Origin of the sequence: Microvirga sp. M2, from assembly GCF_047497095.1 — a bacterium.
In the GTDB taxonomy this organism is placed as follows: Bacteria; Pseudomonadota; Alphaproteobacteria; order Rhizobiales; family Beijerinckiaceae; genus Microvirga.
On sequence record NZ_CP134064.1, the window covers coordinates 1,554,685 to 1,569,893 of the forward strand.

Annotated in this window: 16 protein-coding genes; 12 read left to right on the forward strand and 4 right to left on the reverse strand. The window is 61.2% G+C overall.

Features of this window, described 5'->3' with window-relative positions; genetic code table 11:
* Nucleotide 1: 1 nt before the first annotated feature.
* From hpaH to RE429_RS26895, 11 genes are all read left to right on the forward strand, one after another.
* Nucleotides 2–805, forward strand: coding sequence for a 2-oxo-hept-4-ene-1,7-dioate hydratase (gene hpaH, locus RE429_RS26845; RefSeq protein WP_414474767.1), 804 nt, complete (start codon nt 2–4; stop codon nt 803–805).
* A gap of 8 nt (nt 806–813) precedes the next feature.
* Complete coding sequence (gene hpaI, locus RE429_RS26850; protein ID WP_414474768.1) at nt 814–1,617, forward strand: 4-hydroxy-2-oxoheptanedioate aldolase; 804 nt, start codon at nt 814–816, stop codon at nt 1,615–1,617.
* A 162-nt stretch (nt 1,618–1,779) separates the two neighbouring features.
* Nucleotides 1,780–2,817 (forward strand): amino acid ABC transporter substrate-binding protein, encoded by a 1,038-nt coding sequence (locus tag RE429_RS26855; RefSeq protein ID WP_414474769.1) that lies wholly within the window; start codon nt 1,780–1,782, stop codon nt 2,815–2,817.
* A gap of 156 nt (nt 2,818–2,973) precedes the next feature.
* Nucleotides 2,974–4,068 carry an amino acid ABC transporter permease gene (locus tag RE429_RS26860; protein WP_414474770.1) on the forward strand — a complete coding sequence of 365 codons (1,095 nt, stop codon included), beginning with the start codon at nt 2,974–2,976 and terminating at the stop codon, nt 4,066–4,068.
* 14 nt (nt 4,069–4,082) lie between these two features.
* Nucleotides 4,083–5,186, forward strand: a complete 1,104-nt coding sequence (locus tag RE429_RS26865; RefSeq protein WP_414475950.1) for an amino acid ABC transporter permease — start codon at nt 4,083–4,085, stop codon at nt 5,184–5,186.
* 20 nt (nt 5,187–5,206) lie between these two features.
* Nucleotides 5,207–5,944, forward strand: coding sequence for an amino acid ABC transporter ATP-binding protein (locus RE429_RS26870; protein WP_414474771.1), 738 nt, complete (start codon nt 5,207–5,209; stop codon nt 5,942–5,944).
* Nucleotides 5,945–6,111: 167 nt separating this feature from the next.
* Entirely contained in the window at nt 6,112–7,152 is a 1,041-nt protein-coding gene (locus RE429_RS26875) for a pyridoxal-phosphate-dependent aminotransferase family protein (protein WP_414474772.1), read from the forward strand.
* A 19-nt stretch (nt 7,153–7,171) separates the two neighbouring features.
* A complete protein-coding gene (locus RE429_RS26880; protein WP_414474773.1) occupies nt 7,172–7,585 on the forward strand; it encodes a hypothetical protein in 414 nt (137 codons plus the stop codon).
* A 187-nt stretch (nt 7,586–7,772) separates the two neighbouring features.
* Entirely contained in the window at nt 7,773–8,156 is a 384-nt protein-coding gene (locus RE429_RS26885; RefSeq protein WP_414475951.1) for a MarR family transcriptional regulator, read from the forward strand.
* Nucleotides 8,157–8,394: 238 nt separating this feature from the next.
* Entirely contained in the window at nt 8,395–9,894 is a 1,500-nt protein-coding gene (locus RE429_RS26890; protein WP_414474774.1) for an NAD-dependent succinate-semialdehyde dehydrogenase, read from the forward strand.
* Nucleotides 9,895–10,321: 427 nt separating this feature from the next.
* Nucleotides 10,322–10,543 carry a hypothetical protein gene (locus RE429_RS26895; protein ID WP_414474775.1) on the forward strand — a complete coding sequence of 74 codons (222 nt, stop codon included), beginning with the start codon at nt 10,322–10,324 and terminating at the stop codon, nt 10,541–10,543.
* Nucleotides 10,544–10,615: 72 nt separating this feature from the next.
* Here the strand turns inward: RE429_RS26895 and RE429_RS26900 are convergent, their stop codons facing one another.
* The 3 genes from RE429_RS26900 to RE429_RS26910 all read right to left on the reverse strand — a co-directional run bounded on the left by RE429_RS26900 (nt 10,616) and on the right by RE429_RS26910 (nt 13,792).
* A complete protein-coding gene (locus tag RE429_RS26900) occupies nt 10,616–12,091 on the reverse strand; it encodes a cytochrome P450 (protein ID WP_414474776.1) in 1,476 nt (491 codons plus the stop codon).
* Between the two features lie 234 nt (nt 12,092–12,325).
* Nucleotides 12,326–12,565, reverse strand: coding sequence for a hypothetical protein (locus RE429_RS26905; protein ID WP_414474777.1), 240 nt, complete (start codon nt 12,563–12,565; stop codon nt 12,326–12,328).
* Nucleotides 12,566–12,727: 162 nt separating this feature from the next.
* Entirely contained in the window at nt 12,728–13,792 is a 1,065-nt protein-coding gene (locus RE429_RS26910) for an AI-2E family transporter (RefSeq protein ID WP_414474778.1), read from the reverse strand.
* A 276-nt stretch (nt 13,793–14,068) separates the two neighbouring features.
* Here RE429_RS26910 and RE429_RS26915 point away from each other — a divergent pair, with 276 nt between their 5' ends.
* Nucleotides 14,069–14,371 carry a hypothetical protein gene (locus tag RE429_RS26915; protein WP_414474779.1) on the forward strand — a complete coding sequence of 101 codons (303 nt, stop codon included), beginning with the start codon at nt 14,069–14,071 and terminating at the stop codon, nt 14,369–14,371.
* Between the two features lie 201 nt (nt 14,372–14,572).
* Here the strand turns inward: RE429_RS26915 and RE429_RS26920 are convergent, their stop codons facing one another.
* Nucleotides 14,573–15,043, reverse strand: a complete 471-nt coding sequence (locus RE429_RS26920; protein ID WP_414474780.1) for an opioid growth factor receptor-related protein — start codon at nt 15,041–15,043, stop codon at nt 14,573–14,575.
* Between the last annotated feature and the right edge of the window lie 166 nt (nt 15,044–15,209).

The window sequence follows — 15,209 nt, forward strand, 5'->3', positions numbered from 1 at the left end:
GATGCTTGCACCTGACGATATCGCCGCTGCCGCTCTCAGTCTCGACGAGGCCGAGCGGACACGGAGGCAGATTGGCCTGATGTCGCTGCGCTTTCCGCAAATGACGATGGATGACGCCTATGCGATCCAGGCCGCCTGGGTTCAGCGCAAGCGCGCGGCTGGCCGTAAGGTAATCGGCTGGAAGATCGGCCTCACCTCGAAGGCCATGCAATATGCGCTCAACATCGATACGCCCGATTCAGGGGTGCTGTTCGACGACATGCGTTTCGACGACGGCGGCACCGTACCCAAGGATCGCTTCATCCAGCCGCGCATCGAGGCGGAGATCGCCTTCGTCATGAAGTCCGATCTGAAAGGACCGGATGTCACGCTTTTCGATGTGCTGAACGCGACCGAGTATGTCACGCCGGCCCTTGAGATCCTGGACACGCGAATCCTGCGCGCCGATCCCGAAACGAAGCAGGCACGTACGATCGTCGATACGATCTCGGACAACGCCGCCAATGCCGGAATTGTCGTCGGCGGTCGCGCCCTGCGTCCGGATCAAGTGGATCTGCGCTGGGTCGGCGCCATCGTCTCGCGGAACGGCCAGGTCGAGGAAACCGGACTGGGCGCCGGCGTGCTGAACCACCCGGCGCGCGGGATTGCCTGGCTGGCCAACCGGCTCGCGATCTACGGCGAGCATATCGCGGCCGGCCAGATCGTCCTGGCGGGTTCCTTCATCCGTCCGGTCGAGGCGCGGCACGGTGACACCATCATCGCTGACTACGGCCCCCTCGGGACCGTCGGCTGTTTCTTCGAGTGAGATCGCGCATGCCTGCCCCCCACAATGCCTTCAAGGCGGCGCTCCGTACCGGACGCCCCCAAATCGGTCTGTGGCTTGCCTTAGCCAGTCCCTATGTGGCGGAAATCTGCGCCGGTGCCGGTTATGACTGGTTGCTCATCGACGCAGAACACGGGCCGAACGACGTTCCCTTGCTCGCGGCGCAGCTTCAGGCCGTCGCGGCCTCGGCGAGCCATCCTGTCGTGCGGGTTCCGATCGGAGAGGCCTGGATCATCAAACAAGTCCTCGATATCGGCGCTCAAACGCTCCTGATCCCGATGGTGGAGTCTGCGGAGCAAGCACGGGCTCTCGTACGCGCGACGCGCTATCCGCCTGAGGGCATGCGGGGTGTCGGAGCCGCGTTGGCGCGGGCGTCGCACTATAACCGGCTTCCGGATTATCTCCAGTCGGCGAATGAGCAAATCTGCTTACTGCTCCAGGTGGAAAGCCGGGCGGGTCTCGCTGCGATCGAGGAGATCGCGGCTATCGATGGTGTCGACGGAATCTTCGTTGGCCCGGCGGACCTTGCCGCGGATATGGGTTTCCTGGGCGATCCAGGCGCTCCCGAGGTTCAAGCTGCCGTTATCGATGGCCTGCGCCGCTCTCTGGCTTGCGGCAAAGCGGCCGGCATTCTGACGGCGGATCAGGAACTCGCGAAGAGCTATGTCGAACTTGGCGCCAGCTTCGTTGCGATTGGTTCCGACGTGGGTGTCCTGGCTGGAGGAACGTCTCGGCTGCTCTCGCAGTTCGGTGCCGCGCAGTCGGCGCAGCCGGCGCGGGGCGCCGTCTATTGAACCCGCGGGCTCAGGCGGCCTGAAAGGCTGCTGCGCATGGAAGCCGGTTCAATTTAATTAACATGACAATTAACTTGATACTTATCATGTTATGTGTCATTCAAGCTCGGCAGGCGGACCGAACTGCAAGGCCCGCTTCATGACAGACGCTGGGAGGACTGAATGCTCGCAAACCTAAGTAACAAGTGGACGCTGGCCGTTGGCTGCCTGATGATTGCCGTAACGGCCGCTTCGGCCGATACCGGCGCCACGCAGAAGGCCATCAAGGAGCGCGGCGTGCTCAACTGTGGCGTCTCGACCGGCGTTCAGACCGGCATGAGCACGCTCGACAGCGCCGCCAAGTGGACTGGCTTCGAGGTCGACTTCTGTCGGGCAGTCGCAGCTGCCGTCCTTGGCGACCCGGAGAAGATCAAGTTTGTGCCGCTCGAGATCAAGACGGCCTTCGCCACGCTGCAGTCGGGCGGCATCGACGTGCTGGCCCGGACCGCGACGCACACTTTCATCCGCGATATCGAGCTGAACGTCGAGTGGGCGGGTGTGTACCTCTATGACAGCCAGGGCTTTCTGGCCAAGAAGTCGCTCGGCGTGAGCAGCGCCAAGGAGCTTGACGGCGCTTCAATTTGCGTCTCGGGTGGGTCGAACTACGAGCTGAATCTGGCGGATTTCTTTCGCAAGAACGGCCTCAAGTTTACTCCGGTGACCGCTAATACGCGGGACCAGAATGAGAAGAACCTCGCCGCTGGGCGTTGTGACGTCTACGCCAACGTCCTGAGCGCGCTGGCCGGCGCGGTTGCCAAGCTGGGCAATCCCGATGACTGGGTTGTCCTTCCGGAACTTATTTCCATGGAGCCTATCGGTCCCGTCGTTCGCAAGGACGACAGCCGCTTCCGTGACACCGTCGCCTGGACTCTGAACGCGTTGATCGCCGCGGAAGAGATGGGAATCACGCAGGCGAATGTCGAGGAGATGAAGAAGACGTCGACCTCGCCCGAGGTGCAGCGTCTCTTGGGTGTGACGGGCGATTTCGGCGCCAAGCTCGGGCTCGATAACGACTGGGCCTTCAATGCCATCAAGGCTGTCGGAAACTACGGAGAGATATTCGCGCGCAATGTCGGAGATAAGAGCCCGATCAAGCTGGAGCGTGGCCTTAACAATCTCTGGAACAACAAGGGGTTGATGTCCTCGCCCCTCCTTCGCTGAGACAGAAGGTATCCAAGGCCGGCGCGCCGACGCCGGCCTCTCAACCGTGATAGGAAGCCGGTACTTCAAACGATGACGATCTCACGTGCTATTCATCCGCCGCGGAGGACGCCAGGGCGCCGGAAGATTATGGGATGGCTCTATCAGGGCGCGCTCGTGCTCGCCCTCGCCCTGCTGGCCTATGTCGCAATCGGAAATGTGCACGACAATCTGGCCGCACGCGGTCTCAATCTCGGCTTTGACTTCCTCTGGCAGGAAGCGGGCTTCGAGATCGCCTTCCATCTCATCCCCTATACGGCCAGCGACAATTACTGGCACGTCTTTTTGATCGGCATCACCAACACGCTGCTGGTTACGGTTCTCGCGATCACCCTCTCGACCATCCTCGGCTTTGCTGTCGGCATTGCGCAGCTTTCGGGGAACTGGGCGATGTCGCGTGCTGCACGCATCTACGTCGAAATCGTACGCAACCTGCCACAATTGCTGCACATCCTGATCTGGTACAATATTTTCTTAACGATGTTTCCCGCGCCGCGGGTCGCCCACTCGCTTGGGGACGTGGCCTATCTGTCCAACCGCGGCATCTTCCTGCCCGCTTTGACGGCCGACCGGCCGGGGCTGCTCATGGTGGTCATTCTGATCGCCTTAGCTGCCGCGCTCGCCCTGTTTCGTAGCCTGACCGTCTATGCCGAACGGACGGGGCGCCAGGTCAATATTTGGCTTCCCGCGCTGGCGGTCTTGCTTGGCCTGCCGCTGCTGTGGGTCGCCCTCTCCGGCGCGCAGATTACCGTATCGCTTCCGCACCTCAAGGGCTTCAATTTCGTCGGCGGCTGGGTCGTGGTACCGGAGCTAGCGGCGCTCGTTCTCGCCATGGCGATCTACAATGCCGCCTTCATCGGCGAGCTCGTCCGGGCGAGCATCGAATCTGTCAACAAGGGGCAGCGCGAGGCGGCGGCCGCGATCGGCTTTGGATGGTGGCGGACCCTGCGCTTCATCGTCATCCCACAGGCAGTGCGCGTCCTGCTGCCGCCGCTGTCGAACCAGTATCTCAACATCCTCAAGGGCTCATCGCTCGCAGTTGCCATTGGATATCCGGACCTGGTCAGCGTGTTCACCGGCATCAGCATCAACCAGAGCGGGCGGGCCATCGAGATCGTCGCCATGACGATGGCTGTCTATCTTGCCATCAGTCTCCTGATCGGAGCGCTGATCAATCTGTTCAACCACATCACTAGGATCGCCGAACGGTGAACGACGCATCCGTCATGCCCAATGCCGGCAACGCCCCGCCAGCCCCTGCAAGCACAGCTTTGCCGGCCTCAAGGATCACGGTCTGGCTGCGCCGCCGGATCTTTTCCTCCCGGCGCGACGCGATTCTATCTCTGACCGTCGTTGTCCTGCTTGCCGCTGCCGTTTGGGCGACCGTACCCTGGGTGCTGGTCAACGCTACTTGGAGCGGCGCAAGCCGAGCCGACTGTACCCAGGAAGGTGCATGCTGGGCCTTTGTCGTCACCAAGGCGCCGCAGTTCATCTACGGATTCTATCCGCCTATGGAGCGCTGGCGGCCGAATATCGCATTCACATTGTTGATCGTCGGGCTCGCCTGGCTGATGGTGCCGCGCATCCCCGGCAAGACCTATGCCGGCTTCTTCATGGCTGTGGTTCTTCCGCTCACGACATACGTCCTGCTCCGTGGCGGCTTCACCGGCTTGCCCCTCGTGCCGAGCGATCAATGGGGCGGCTTGCTTCTTACCCTGATTCTGGCGGTGTCCGGCATTACCTTCTCTTTGCCTGTTGGAGTGCTCTTCGCGCTGGGGCGGCGGAGCCGGTTGCCACTCATCAGGTGGTTCTGCATCGGCTTCATCGAGCTCTGCCGCGGTGTGCCCTTCGTCACCGTGCTGTTCATGGCGATCGTTATGCTGCCGTTCTTCCTGCCGTTAGGCATGAAACCGGATCCGCTCGCGCTTGCGGTCATTGGTATCATCTTCTACGAGGCGGCCTACATGGCCGAAGTCGTCCGCGGTGGACTGCAAGCGCTGCCGAAGGGACAGTACGAAGCCGCGATGGCGCTCGGTTTCGGCTACTGGCGGACCATGCTCCATATCATCCTGCCCCAGGCGGTACGGAAAGTTGTTCCGGGCGTCGTGAACACAACGATTTCGTTGCTGAAGAACACGACGCTGGTGATGGTCGTGGGCCTATTCGATCTGCTCAACATCGTGTCAGCCGGAGTTTCGGATCCGCTCTGGGCCGGGTCGCAGGCCGAGGGCTACTTCATCGTCGGGCTGGTCTTCTGGCTGATGAGCTTCGGGTTGTCCTGCTACAGCCGCGCCATTGAGGCAGGTTTCGCGCGCGCCGAGCGCTCCTGAACGCATTTGGGACATACGTCATGAAAAACCCTCTCATTCAGCTTGCGAACGTCAACAAGTGGTATTCCCAATTCCATGTCCTCAAGAACATCGATCTCGAGGTCAGGCAGGGCGAGCGCATCGTCGTCTGCGGTCCGTCCGGATCCGGAAAATCGACCATGATCCGCTGCATCAACGGCCTCGAGGGCTACGAGCAGGGCACGATCACGGTCGGCGGTGAATACGTGTCTCAGGATGACGACAACATCGAGAAAATACGCCAGCGCGTCGGCATGGTCTTTCAAAGCTTCAACCTTTTTCCGCATCTGTCGATCCTCGATAATTTGACCCTCGGTCCGATCAAGCTGAAGCGGGTGCCTCGCGCAGCGGCCGAGGCGCGTGCGATGGAATTGCTGGAGCGCGTCCACATCGGTCATCAGGCGCGGAAATTCCCGAACCAGCTCTCAGGCGGGCAGCAGCAGCGCGTTGCGATCGCGCGCGCGCTCGCGATGGAACCTGATGTGATGCTGTTCGACGAGCCGACCTCGGCGCTCGACCCGGAGATGGTCAAGGAAGTGCTCGACGTGATGATCGAGCTGGCGGGCACCGGCATGACGATGATCTGTGTCACGCATGAGATGGGGTTCGCCCGCGCGGTGGCCGATCGGGTCGTCTTCATGGCTGACGGAGCGATTGCCGAGGTAGGCGCGCCCGAGACGTTCTTCTCCGCCCCGCGCACCGAGCGGGCGCGCCAATTCATCCAACAGGTGATCCACTAGCCCTGTCTTACGACCATCGACAATCCAGGTTTTCGGAGCATTTCGCCGTGACTCAATCGCCCTCGTCCGTCTACCCATACCGTCTGCGCCTTCCAGGCCCGATTTCGATCCCCGAGCGAATCCGCCTGGCGACGGCCCGGCCTATCCTCAATCATCGCGGACCGGAAATGCGCACGATCCTCGGCGAAATCCAGCAGCTCATCAAGCCGCTGTTCGGAACGCAGGCCCCCGTGCTGACGTTCAGTAGTTCCGGCACCGGTGTCATGGAGGCGAGTTTGGCCAACATTCTCGCACCGGGCGAGAAGGTCCTCGCTCTGGTGCATGGCCAGTTCGGGGAGCGGTACGCACAGATCGCTCGCGCTCTCGGCGCAGAGGTCGACGTGATCGAAAGTGAATGGGGTTGCGTGCCGGATTCACAGATGATCGCCGCCAAGCTCGAGAAGGCATCATACCGAGCCGTTATCGCAGTTCACAATGAGAGCTCCACCGGGGCCGTAACCGATCTATCGGCGATCGGCGCGCTCCTGCGGGATCGCGATACGTTGCTCCTGGTTGACTCGGTCAGCGGGCTTGGGGGCATGGAGTTGCGTCAGGATGAGTGGGGCGCGGACATCATCGTCACGGGTTCGCAGAAGGCGCTGATGTGCCCGCCCGGCCTTGGCTTCGCCAGCGTCAGCGAAAAAGCCCGCAAAGTGATCGAGCGCGACGATAGGTGCGCACGATTCTATCTCGACATGCGGAAAGCACTTGCCACGGTTGACAAGCAGGAGACAGCTTTTACCTGCCCGGTTTCCTTGCTCTTCGGCCTGCATGAGGCGCTGAAGATGATCCACGAGGAGGGGCTATCGCAGGTGTTCGCCCGCCACCGCCGCTTGTCGGATGCCCTGCGTGCCGGCTGCATTGGGCTCGGCCTGCCTGCATTCGGCGATCCGACCTCCGCATCGAGCACTGTCGTGGTCGCTACGGTGCCGACCCCGCTCACCGGCGGAGAGATCGTGAAACACATGTACGAGAACTACAATACGGCGATCGCGGGTGCTCGCAACAAGCTGAGCGGAAAGGTCATCCGCATTGGCACGATGGGGCAGATCAACGAGGCCGATATCCTGACGGATCTCTACTATCTCGAGCGGAGTTTGACAGCGCTCGGTCACGAGGTCTCGACGCCTGGTTGTGGCGTCGCCGCCGCGGTTGCAGCTCTCCGGTAATCAGCAAAGGATCTCTCACATGCCTCATATTTGGGTTGAGTACTCGACGAATCTTGAAGATGGCGTCGATATTCCCGGCCTCCTTAAGACGACACAGAACGCGCTGATAGGCGATGGGACGGTTTTCCCTTTCGCAGGTGCTCGTACCCGTGGCGTCCCTGTCGCCAATTACCTGATCGTCGACGGACACCCTGACAACGCGTTCGTGCATGTGCTCCTGCGGATTGCGACGGGCCGTTCCGACGAGGCCAAGAAGGCGGCCGCGAGCCGGGTCTTCGAAGCGGTGAAGGATTTTCTCGCCACGACCAGCGCTTCGAGGCCGCTCGGCATCTCTGTTCAGATGGAGGAGGCCGACGAAACGCTGAATTTCAAGGTGAGCAACTATCGCGACTACTTAACGCGACGTGGAATTCCTGAGAAAGTGGCGTCTTAATCAGTAATCGGCGCGGTATTGACCTGTTCAGTGTCGCGCCCCATTCCCGGGAATTTTCATGGCCGAACGCATCTCCCGAAGTTCCGGATCTACGCCCAAGGATGCCGATCAGTCCGGGGCTCGCGTCCGCATCAGGCACTTTTCAAAGTCGCTTCCCATGTCCTTACTCAGGGCTCGCGAAGCGGTCATGCGGCATTTCCGGGCCAGTCTACGGCGCTTTGGCATTACGGAGCAGCAATGGCGTATACTTCGTGCTCTGACATCCCAGGAGAGCCTTGAGGTTACTGAGTTGGCCGAGGCGACATTCCTGCTGCCCTCCAGCTTATCACGAATTCTGAAGGACCTCGATGAAAGGGGACTTATTCTACGGCGAACGTCATCGTCGGATTTGCGCCGGGGGATCATATCAATCTCACCTCAGGGTCTTGATTTGATCGAGCGCGCAGGGGTCGAGTCGGAGGCGATTTACCGGGAGATCGCCGGACGATATGGAAGCGAACGTCTAGCCGAACTACAGAGTCTACTCCGGCAACTGGAGGAATGCCTGGAAGGCCCGGAGATATCGGGGTGATTCCAGCGATAACATCGATCGCCCAACGACGTTTCGCGAAATACATGCACGTCGCGTAGGAAACTGCGAATGCGGTTCGGATGCGACCAGATCTCCCACGACAACGGACTTGGTGAACAGTAGCGACATCAAGCCGATATTTTCGCGGGTTGTACGTTCCCATAATATTCATCCCGGAGAGCGACCCGATGAGGGGCTCCCTTACCGTTGTCGCTCTCGATCGGGAGGAGAATTCTCGATGACCTCAGCTTTCGAGCGCCTGAACCTCCGTGATCCCTCTCTCCTTCGCTCCCAGTGCTATATCGACGGCGCTTGGAGCGGAGAAGGCATCGATGCGGTGGACAATCCGGCGACCGGCGAGTTGCTGGCGCAGGTTCCGCGGTTCGGAGAGGCCGAGACAATTGCAGCCGTCGAAGCCGCCCAAAGGGCCTTCAAACCCTGGGCCAAGAGGCGCGCCAAGGAGCGGTCGGCGGTTCTCCGCAAATGGTTCGAACTCATTATGGCGAACCAGGAGGATCTGGCCCGGATCATGACGGCCGAACAGGGCAAGCCATTGGCTGAGGCGCGTGGCGAGGTTGCCTACGCCGCCTCCTTTGTCGAGTTTTACGCTGAGGAAGCCAAACGCATCTATGGCGAAACCATTCCGTCACCCTTCCCGGACTCGCAGATCATTGTGCGGAAGCAGCCCGTCGGCGTCTGCGCCGCGATCACGCCCTGGAACTTTCCGGCGGCGATGATCACCCGAAAGTGCTCGCCAGGGCTCGCGGCCGGCTGCACCTTCGTGGTCAAGCCTGCCCCCGACACTCCGCTCACCGCATTGGCTTTAGTGGCACTTGCCGAGCGAGCAGGCTTCCCTAAGGGCGTCATCAATATTGTGACCGGCGACGCCGTTGCAATTGGCAAGGTCATGACTTCGCATCCAGCAGTGCGCTTCATCGGCTTCACCGGATCGACTCCGGTCGGCAAGCTGCTGATGCAGCAGGCGGCCTCGACAGTGAAGAAAGTCGGACTGGAACTAGGCGGCAATGCACCATTCATCGTCTTCGACGATGCCGATCTCGACGCGGCCGTCGCTGGAGCGATTGCGGCAAAATTCCGCAACATGGGCCAGACTTGCGTCTGCACCAACCGCCTCCTCGTACAGGAAGGCATCCATGACGCATTCGTCAAGAAGTTCGCTGGCGAAGTCGCGAGCATGAAGGTCGGCAATGGCGTTGAGACAGGCGTGATGCAAGGGCCGCTGATTAACGACACGGCGGTCGAGAAGGTCGAGCGGCATGTCGCAGATGCGATCGCGCAGGGCGGTACGGTGGCCGTGGGAGGCAAGCGCCACGCGCTTGGGCGCACCTTCTTTGAGCCAACCGTAATCACCGGGGTGACAACGAAGATGCTGGTGACGCGCGAGGAGACGTTTGGACCGCTCGCGCCGATTTACCGATTCAAGGATGAACTTGAAGTCGTCGCTTTGGCTAACGACACGCCATTCGGTCTTGCGGCCTATTTCTATACGAAGGATCTTGGTCGCGCCTTTCGCGTCGCTGATGAGCTTGAATATGGCATGGTCGGCGTGAACTCCGCGATTCTAGGCACCGAGGTCGCACCTTTTGGCGGTGTCAAGGAATCCGGGCTCGGCCGGGAGGGCTCGCTCCACGGAATCGATGAGTTCATCGAAATGAAATACGTGCTCATGGGCGGGCTAGGCATGAACTCTGATCAAGTTGCCCCAACGAGGCTATGAGCCGGGATTCGTCAATTCAGGCCAGCATGAGTGCTACCGATGGCACCGCCATATGGGGCGCTCCCATCGTCTATTTGAACTTCATGTTTCTTCAACCATGCGCAGACTCAAAGGGAACCGGAAATACAGCCACGCAACGTGGCTGATGACCTCGGCGTGAAACCGAGGCAGACATAGCGAGGATGACGGATGGGGTTCATCCATGCGCGTATGCCAGCATCTCGATACGGCCGCGTTAATTTGGCGGTGCCGGGTGAACAGTTCCATCCCCGTAGGTCATGGCTGCCCTGGGCGTCCCGGTATGGATCTTCCTGAACCACCTGCTCGCTGCAGGCGTTGGTGCTCGGATCTCTTTGATGAAGCATCGTTCTTCGCGAAGAACCGGTTTCCACTTCTTCTCACGCTGCTCTAGCTACTGAAATATGTCATGAAACAGATTCTCATTCCAGGTTTTCTCGTCATCGCCACTCTGAGCGGGGTGGCTTCAGCCGAAGCCAAGGGCTGCATCAAAGGAGCCATAGTTGGCGGCGCTGCGGGGCATGTGGCAGGTCACGGCAAACTCGGCGCGGTGGCCGGATGCATCGTTGGGCACCACGAGGCAAACAAGAATGACCGGCAGGAGAACCAAAACCAGAAACCGTCCCGATAAGCTGACGGCTGCTGGATTGACCGAGCGGCGCGGCTAGCGCATCGTGCGGCCCCGGTTTTCACGAACGTGGCCCTACGGGTCCGCACGGCGCTCCCCTTTAGGAGGGAGCTCCGGATGCCCTGACCTGTGTTCTCTGGCGACGCCCTCGATCGGTCGAGAGACCAGCCTGACCCAAACCCCACCGCCAGGGCGGAGCGTGATGGAAGGCTTCGGCTGAACCGGTCGGCCCGTTTGCCATTCCAGCCGAAACCGTTGAGCCACGGTTGCGAGGATCAGCACCGCCTCCGTCATGGCAAACCGGCTCCCGATGCAGATGCGTGGCCCCCCACCGAACGGCAGATAGGAAAAGCGTGGCAGTTTCTTTCTTAGATTGCGTGCCCACCGTTCAGGCCGGAAGGACTGTGGGTCGGGGAACCATCGCGGATCCCGGTGCATCACCCAAGGACTCACGTAAACCGTGGTGCCGGCCGGCACGTAGTACCCGCCGATTTCACAATCGGCCAGCGCCTCGCGACCAAGGGCGTAGGCGGGCGGGTACAGTCGCAAGGCCTCGCTCACCACCTGTTCAGTGAACTGAAGGTGGGGCAGATCATCGACTGTCGGTGACCGCTCTCCCAGAACCGTATGCGCCTCCTCTGCAAGCTGCGCATCTGCAGCGGGATGCAACCCAAGGAGATACCAGGTCCAGGAAAGGGCCAGGGCTGTGGTCTCATGCCCGGCCAGGAGCATGGTGATCACCTCGTCTCGGATCTGGCGCACACTCATGGGCTGACCTGCCTCGTCGCATGCGAACGTCAATTGGGACAGGAGATCGCCGCGATCCTCACTCTTGTTCTGCCGATCCGCGATCATTCGGGCCACCAACTGATCCAGACGCTGCACGCTGCGCCGGTAGCGGAGATTGCCGGGGAGTGGAATCGCATCGGGAATCCAGAACGGACGCCGGAACCGGATTGAGATCTGCTCCATGACCTCATCGATGGCCCGGCTGACCTCAGCCACATCCTGGCTCGTCTCGGCATCGAACAGGGTCTTAGCGGCGATCTGCAGGGTCAGCGCCATCGCCTCCTGGTGCACGTCGAGAACCTGCCCGGATTGCCATTGCCCGAGCATGCGCTCGGTATATTGCACCATGGTATCGCCGTAGCGGTTCATCCGTGACGCCGCAAAAGCGGGCGCTGCCAGACGCCGCTGCTGGTGCCAGAATTTCCCCTCGCCGGTGAGCAGTCCCTGACCGAAGATGGCTTCGACATGGCGCCAGAAGAAGCGGTGCTTGACGAAGTTCTGGTGATTTTTGACCAGGACGTATTCCACCAAGTCGGGATGGTTGAGGAGAAGGGCTGGCCAAGCAGCCAGGTGAAAGCTGACGACATCGCCATATCGGCGTGCGCACTGTGTAAAGAATCCCAGGACATCGCGTCCGAGGTCGGGCAAGCTTCCGAGGAGCGGCAGGCCCTTTGGACCAGGAGCCTTGCGCCGTGATACCTCGGGTGAGACGTGCGTGCCCATGGCTCCTCCGCACTGTCCGAGATCGAGAGGATGAACCATCCAACTCCTCTGTCAACCTGAACCAGACGAGCGGCCGAGCCGCTGTCGATTTAACGGGCTGACGGCAAAGCCTGTCACTTCGGCCCACGCCGTAAAGGCCGGGGAGCAGGTCTCGCGGCGTTCGGCGTCGTTGGTGTTGGCGGAACGGCGGAAAAGCTTGCCTGGCCTGTTCGAAGCCCTTCATCGCGCGCCCCCGTGGGCGGGTCGGTTGGTGACTGTTTACTGCTTGGCTTTTCACGCCACGATGCTGACGATATTCGACACTGGCATCATCTCGTGTTCGGCCGCTCCATCGCTGGCCAGCTTATCGGTGATCATCATGCGAGGCGCTTTCCTCTGCTTCTTGTTCAGCTTCCGCAGCAGGCGCTTGGCTCCGTTGGCATTGCGGTGGCTCTGATCCAGAATATCGAGCATGACCCGTGCTGATCCCACGCAACATCCAGGCAGCCGGGCAAGCACAGCAGCCTGGATCATCGAGCGCAGCAGAGGGAACCTGTTCTGCGTGACAAGATGCTCGACACGAGAAGCTTTGGGGCATCGGATGTGGGTTCGATGTCACACCCGATGCTGTAGGCCGAACGAGGGGAGCATTGGCTGCGGGATGAACGGCCCCTCTCCATTCACGCCCGACAATGTTCAGATGAGTTCACGCGCCGCGAGTTCGTTCTTCAGATAGGCATAATAGATTGGGGCCGCCACCAAGCCGGCGATCCCGAACACAGCCTCCATGACGAGCATAGCCACGAGAAGCTCCCAGGCACGCGCTCTGATGTGGGTTCCCATCACGTGAGCGTTCACAAAATACTCCAGCTTGTGAATTGCGATCAGGAACAGAAGCGAGCTCATCGCCAGCAGCGGAGATACGCTGAGGCTGACGATCACGATCGCAGTATTGGAGATCAGGTTGCCGACCACTGGAAGAAGCCCAGCGATGAAGGTCATGGCAATCAAGGTCTTCGTCAGCGGGAGCTGGATTCCGATCAGCGGCACGAGGCCGAGCAGGTACAGGCCCGTCAGAGCGGTGTTCAGGGCGGAGATCCGCACTTGCGCGAACACGATACTGCGGAAGGCCTCACCGAGCAGGCGCGCCCGCTCTCGTAACGCTTCCGCCAGAGGACCGGTCTCGGTGTCGCCCGCCTCATGGCTGACCGCGATCATGGCCCCGATGATCATGCCGACAACGATGTGGACCAGGGCCCACCAAACGTCCTGTCCGACCAGCCGGAGCTGGCCTGCATTCTCACGCAGCCAGGCCGAGGCAGCACCCTTCAACTCCTGAGGGTCGGCCGGAACATAGCTGCCGAGCCAATCGGGCAGCAGGGGACGGGCGCTCTCGATCACCTCGGCCATGCGCCGCAGCAGGATCGCCAGGCTGTCCGGACCATCGGACAGCAAGGATACCAGCCCGAGGATCGCGGCGCCGATGACGACGACAACGAGCATCGCGAGCAGCGACACGATCAGGATCTTGCCGGCCCTGCGGGTCACGAGGGTGCTGGGACGCGGAGCCAAGGCATGCACCAGTTCATGGACCAGCAAGCCAGCCAGCAGAGAGGTGAGCAGGCCGACCTTGAGCGCACCGAGCAGGGCAATGGCAGCGAGCACCTGCGTCGTTGTCGTGAGCCCAGGAGTTTGGCTCACGGATTGTTGGGACGGAGGCGGCTCCTTGGCCGAGAGATCGCGTCCGGGAACATCGAGCATCGCATACCTTCGATAGGGCGGAGGTCTCAAGTGTGCCCACCATTCGATGCGCTGTCGATTGGATTCACGACAGGCGCAGCCCGGGCAGAGCGGTCCGCCTCGTAAGGCTGCCCGTGTGCGTGGGTCATCGGCGTGGGACGACCGTGCCCGTTGGTCGAGACCGATGCTCCGGATACCGGCATGCCACGGTGCGGCTCGAAGCGTTGCCTTCGTCGACCGGGCGCCATCCCGACATGACAGCACCGCTTCGGCCGGGCTGCAACAGGGAAACAGTGGATGGTCGAGCCGTTCTGGCGACCGAGGAATTCTCTCCCCCAGGATTGCCTCGAGCGCGATCACCCCAAGGCCAAGGGACTCGCCCGGTTAAAGATCGGCTCTGAAAGCCTTGCCGAAGTCCGCATCATTCCGGACGGCACCCCAATGATCATGCAGGAGAGGAGAGCCAACCAGGGGTTCACAGCGACGGCCTCCCGAGGATACGATATTTTTGTTATGGAGTATCTTCGTTACCGCGCCCCATTGTCCACTGGCCTGCAAGATCAGATCCAGCTCGTTGTATCTCGTTCCCATAGGCTTTGAATTCGAGGCAAGCCTCCGATGCGGACGCCACCTCAAGCAGGTCATAGTCCTCGAACCACCGTCCGACGAGCCTTCGGCAGATCCGGATCTCTGTGGAAGAGGACTCTGTTGCCGTAACCTGGACATGTCACAGCAACCCTGAAGCGACGAGTGCAAATGTGGCGTAACGCTCTGCCAATTCCCTTGGGCGAAGCTGCCGCCTCAATCGTGGGCGGCCTCGGCCCAGAACTGCAAGCTGCGGGGATTAACCGGAGCGCCCGCGCTATCGTGGAGGGACAGGATGTCCTGGTGAAAGGCTTGCGCCGCGTCCGGGCCCACGAGCAGCCTCAGGCTGCGAATGATGCGGGTGATCCGCAGGTGATTGTGGTCCTGCCCTGTGAGCCACCAGCCTGTCCGACTGTAGAACTGCAGCATCCGTTCCGCTGCTCGCTGGAGGGTCGCCACGGCCCGGGGATCGGCCTTGATGGCGTCGATCTCGGCCTTCGTCAGAACGGGTGCATTGGGTTGGGCGGCGCTGCGGGTGGCCAAGGGAAACAGCCACTGGATGTAGTCATGGAGCTCTTCCAGTGTCTCGTCGGGCAGGAGGAGCACATCACCCGCACATCGCCCGCGGCCGTCCCGTCCGTCGCCGGTCAAGTACGCATGCAGCGGGCCTGAAGACGAGACCGACATCCGCTCGATCCTCTCTTTTGTCACGGCCGGGTGAAGGGTGACGGCACTCCGGCAAAGAGGGCCGGACGGCATCGACCCCGCCCGGCCGCCTCATGGCCGCACCAACCGGGTTCTGGGTTTGGCCGATGCCGATCTAGCCGTGGTAATGAGCCGTGCGCCTCTTGTG

What these genes read in the sequence shown, in the direction of transcription:
- RE429_RS26910 (WP_414474778.1), bottom strand. Translation starts at nt 13,792, where the DNA reads ATGCTCGATGTTCCCGGACGCGATCTCTCGGCCAAGGAGCCGCCTCCG.
- RE429_RS26920 (WP_414474780.1), bottom strand. Translation starts at nt 15,043, where the DNA reads ATGTCGGTCTCGTCTTCAGGCCCGCTGCATGCGTACTTGACCGGCGAC.
- RE429_RS26880 (WP_414474773.1), top strand. Translation starts at nt 7,172, where the DNA reads ATGCCTCATATTTGGGTTGAGTACTCGACGAATCTTGAAGATGGCGTC.
- RE429_RS26895 (WP_414474775.1), top strand. Translation starts at nt 10,322, where the DNA reads ATGAAACAGATTCTCATTCCAGGTTTTCTCGTCATCGCCACTCTGAGC.
- RE429_RS26865 (WP_414475950.1), top strand. Translation starts at nt 4,083, where the DNA reads ATGCCCAATGCCGGCAACGCCCCGCCAGCCCCTGCAAGCACAGCTTTG.
- RE429_RS26885 (WP_414475951.1), top strand. Translation starts at nt 7,773, where the DNA reads ATGCGGCATTTCCGGGCCAGTCTACGGCGCTTTGGCATTACGGAGCAG.
- hpaH (WP_414474767.1), top strand. Translation starts at nt 2, where the DNA reads ATGCTTGCACCTGACGATATCGCCGCTGCCGCTCTCAGTCTCGACGAG.
- RE429_RS26890 (WP_414474774.1), top strand. Translation starts at nt 8,395, where the DNA reads ATGACCTCAGCTTTCGAGCGCCTGAACCTCCGTGATCCCTCTCTCCTT.
- RE429_RS26875 (WP_414474772.1), top strand. Translation starts at nt 6,112, where the DNA reads ATGCGCACGATCCTCGGCGAAATCCAGCAGCTCATCAAGCCGCTGTTC.
- RE429_RS26855 (WP_414474769.1), top strand. Translation starts at nt 1,780, where the DNA reads ATGCTCGCAAACCTAAGTAACAAGTGGACGCTGGCCGTTGGCTGCCTG.
- hpaI (WP_414474768.1), top strand. Translation starts at nt 814, where the DNA reads ATGCCTGCCCCCCACAATGCCTTCAAGGCGGCGCTCCGTACCGGACGC.
- RE429_RS26870 (WP_414474771.1), top strand. Translation starts at nt 5,207, where the DNA reads ATGAAAAACCCTCTCATTCAGCTTGCGAACGTCAACAAGTGGTATTCC.
- RE429_RS26905 (WP_414474777.1), bottom strand. Translation starts at nt 12,565, where the DNA reads ATGATCCAGGCTGCTGTGCTTGCCCGGCTGCCTGGATGTTGCGTGGGA.
- RE429_RS26915 (WP_414474779.1), top strand. Translation starts at nt 14,069, where the DNA reads ATGGTCGAGCCGTTCTGGCGACCGAGGAATTCTCTCCCCCAGGATTGC.
- RE429_RS26900 (WP_414474776.1), bottom strand. Translation starts at nt 12,091, where the DNA reads ATGGTTCATCCTCTCGATCTCGGACAGTGCGGAGGAGCCATGGGCACG.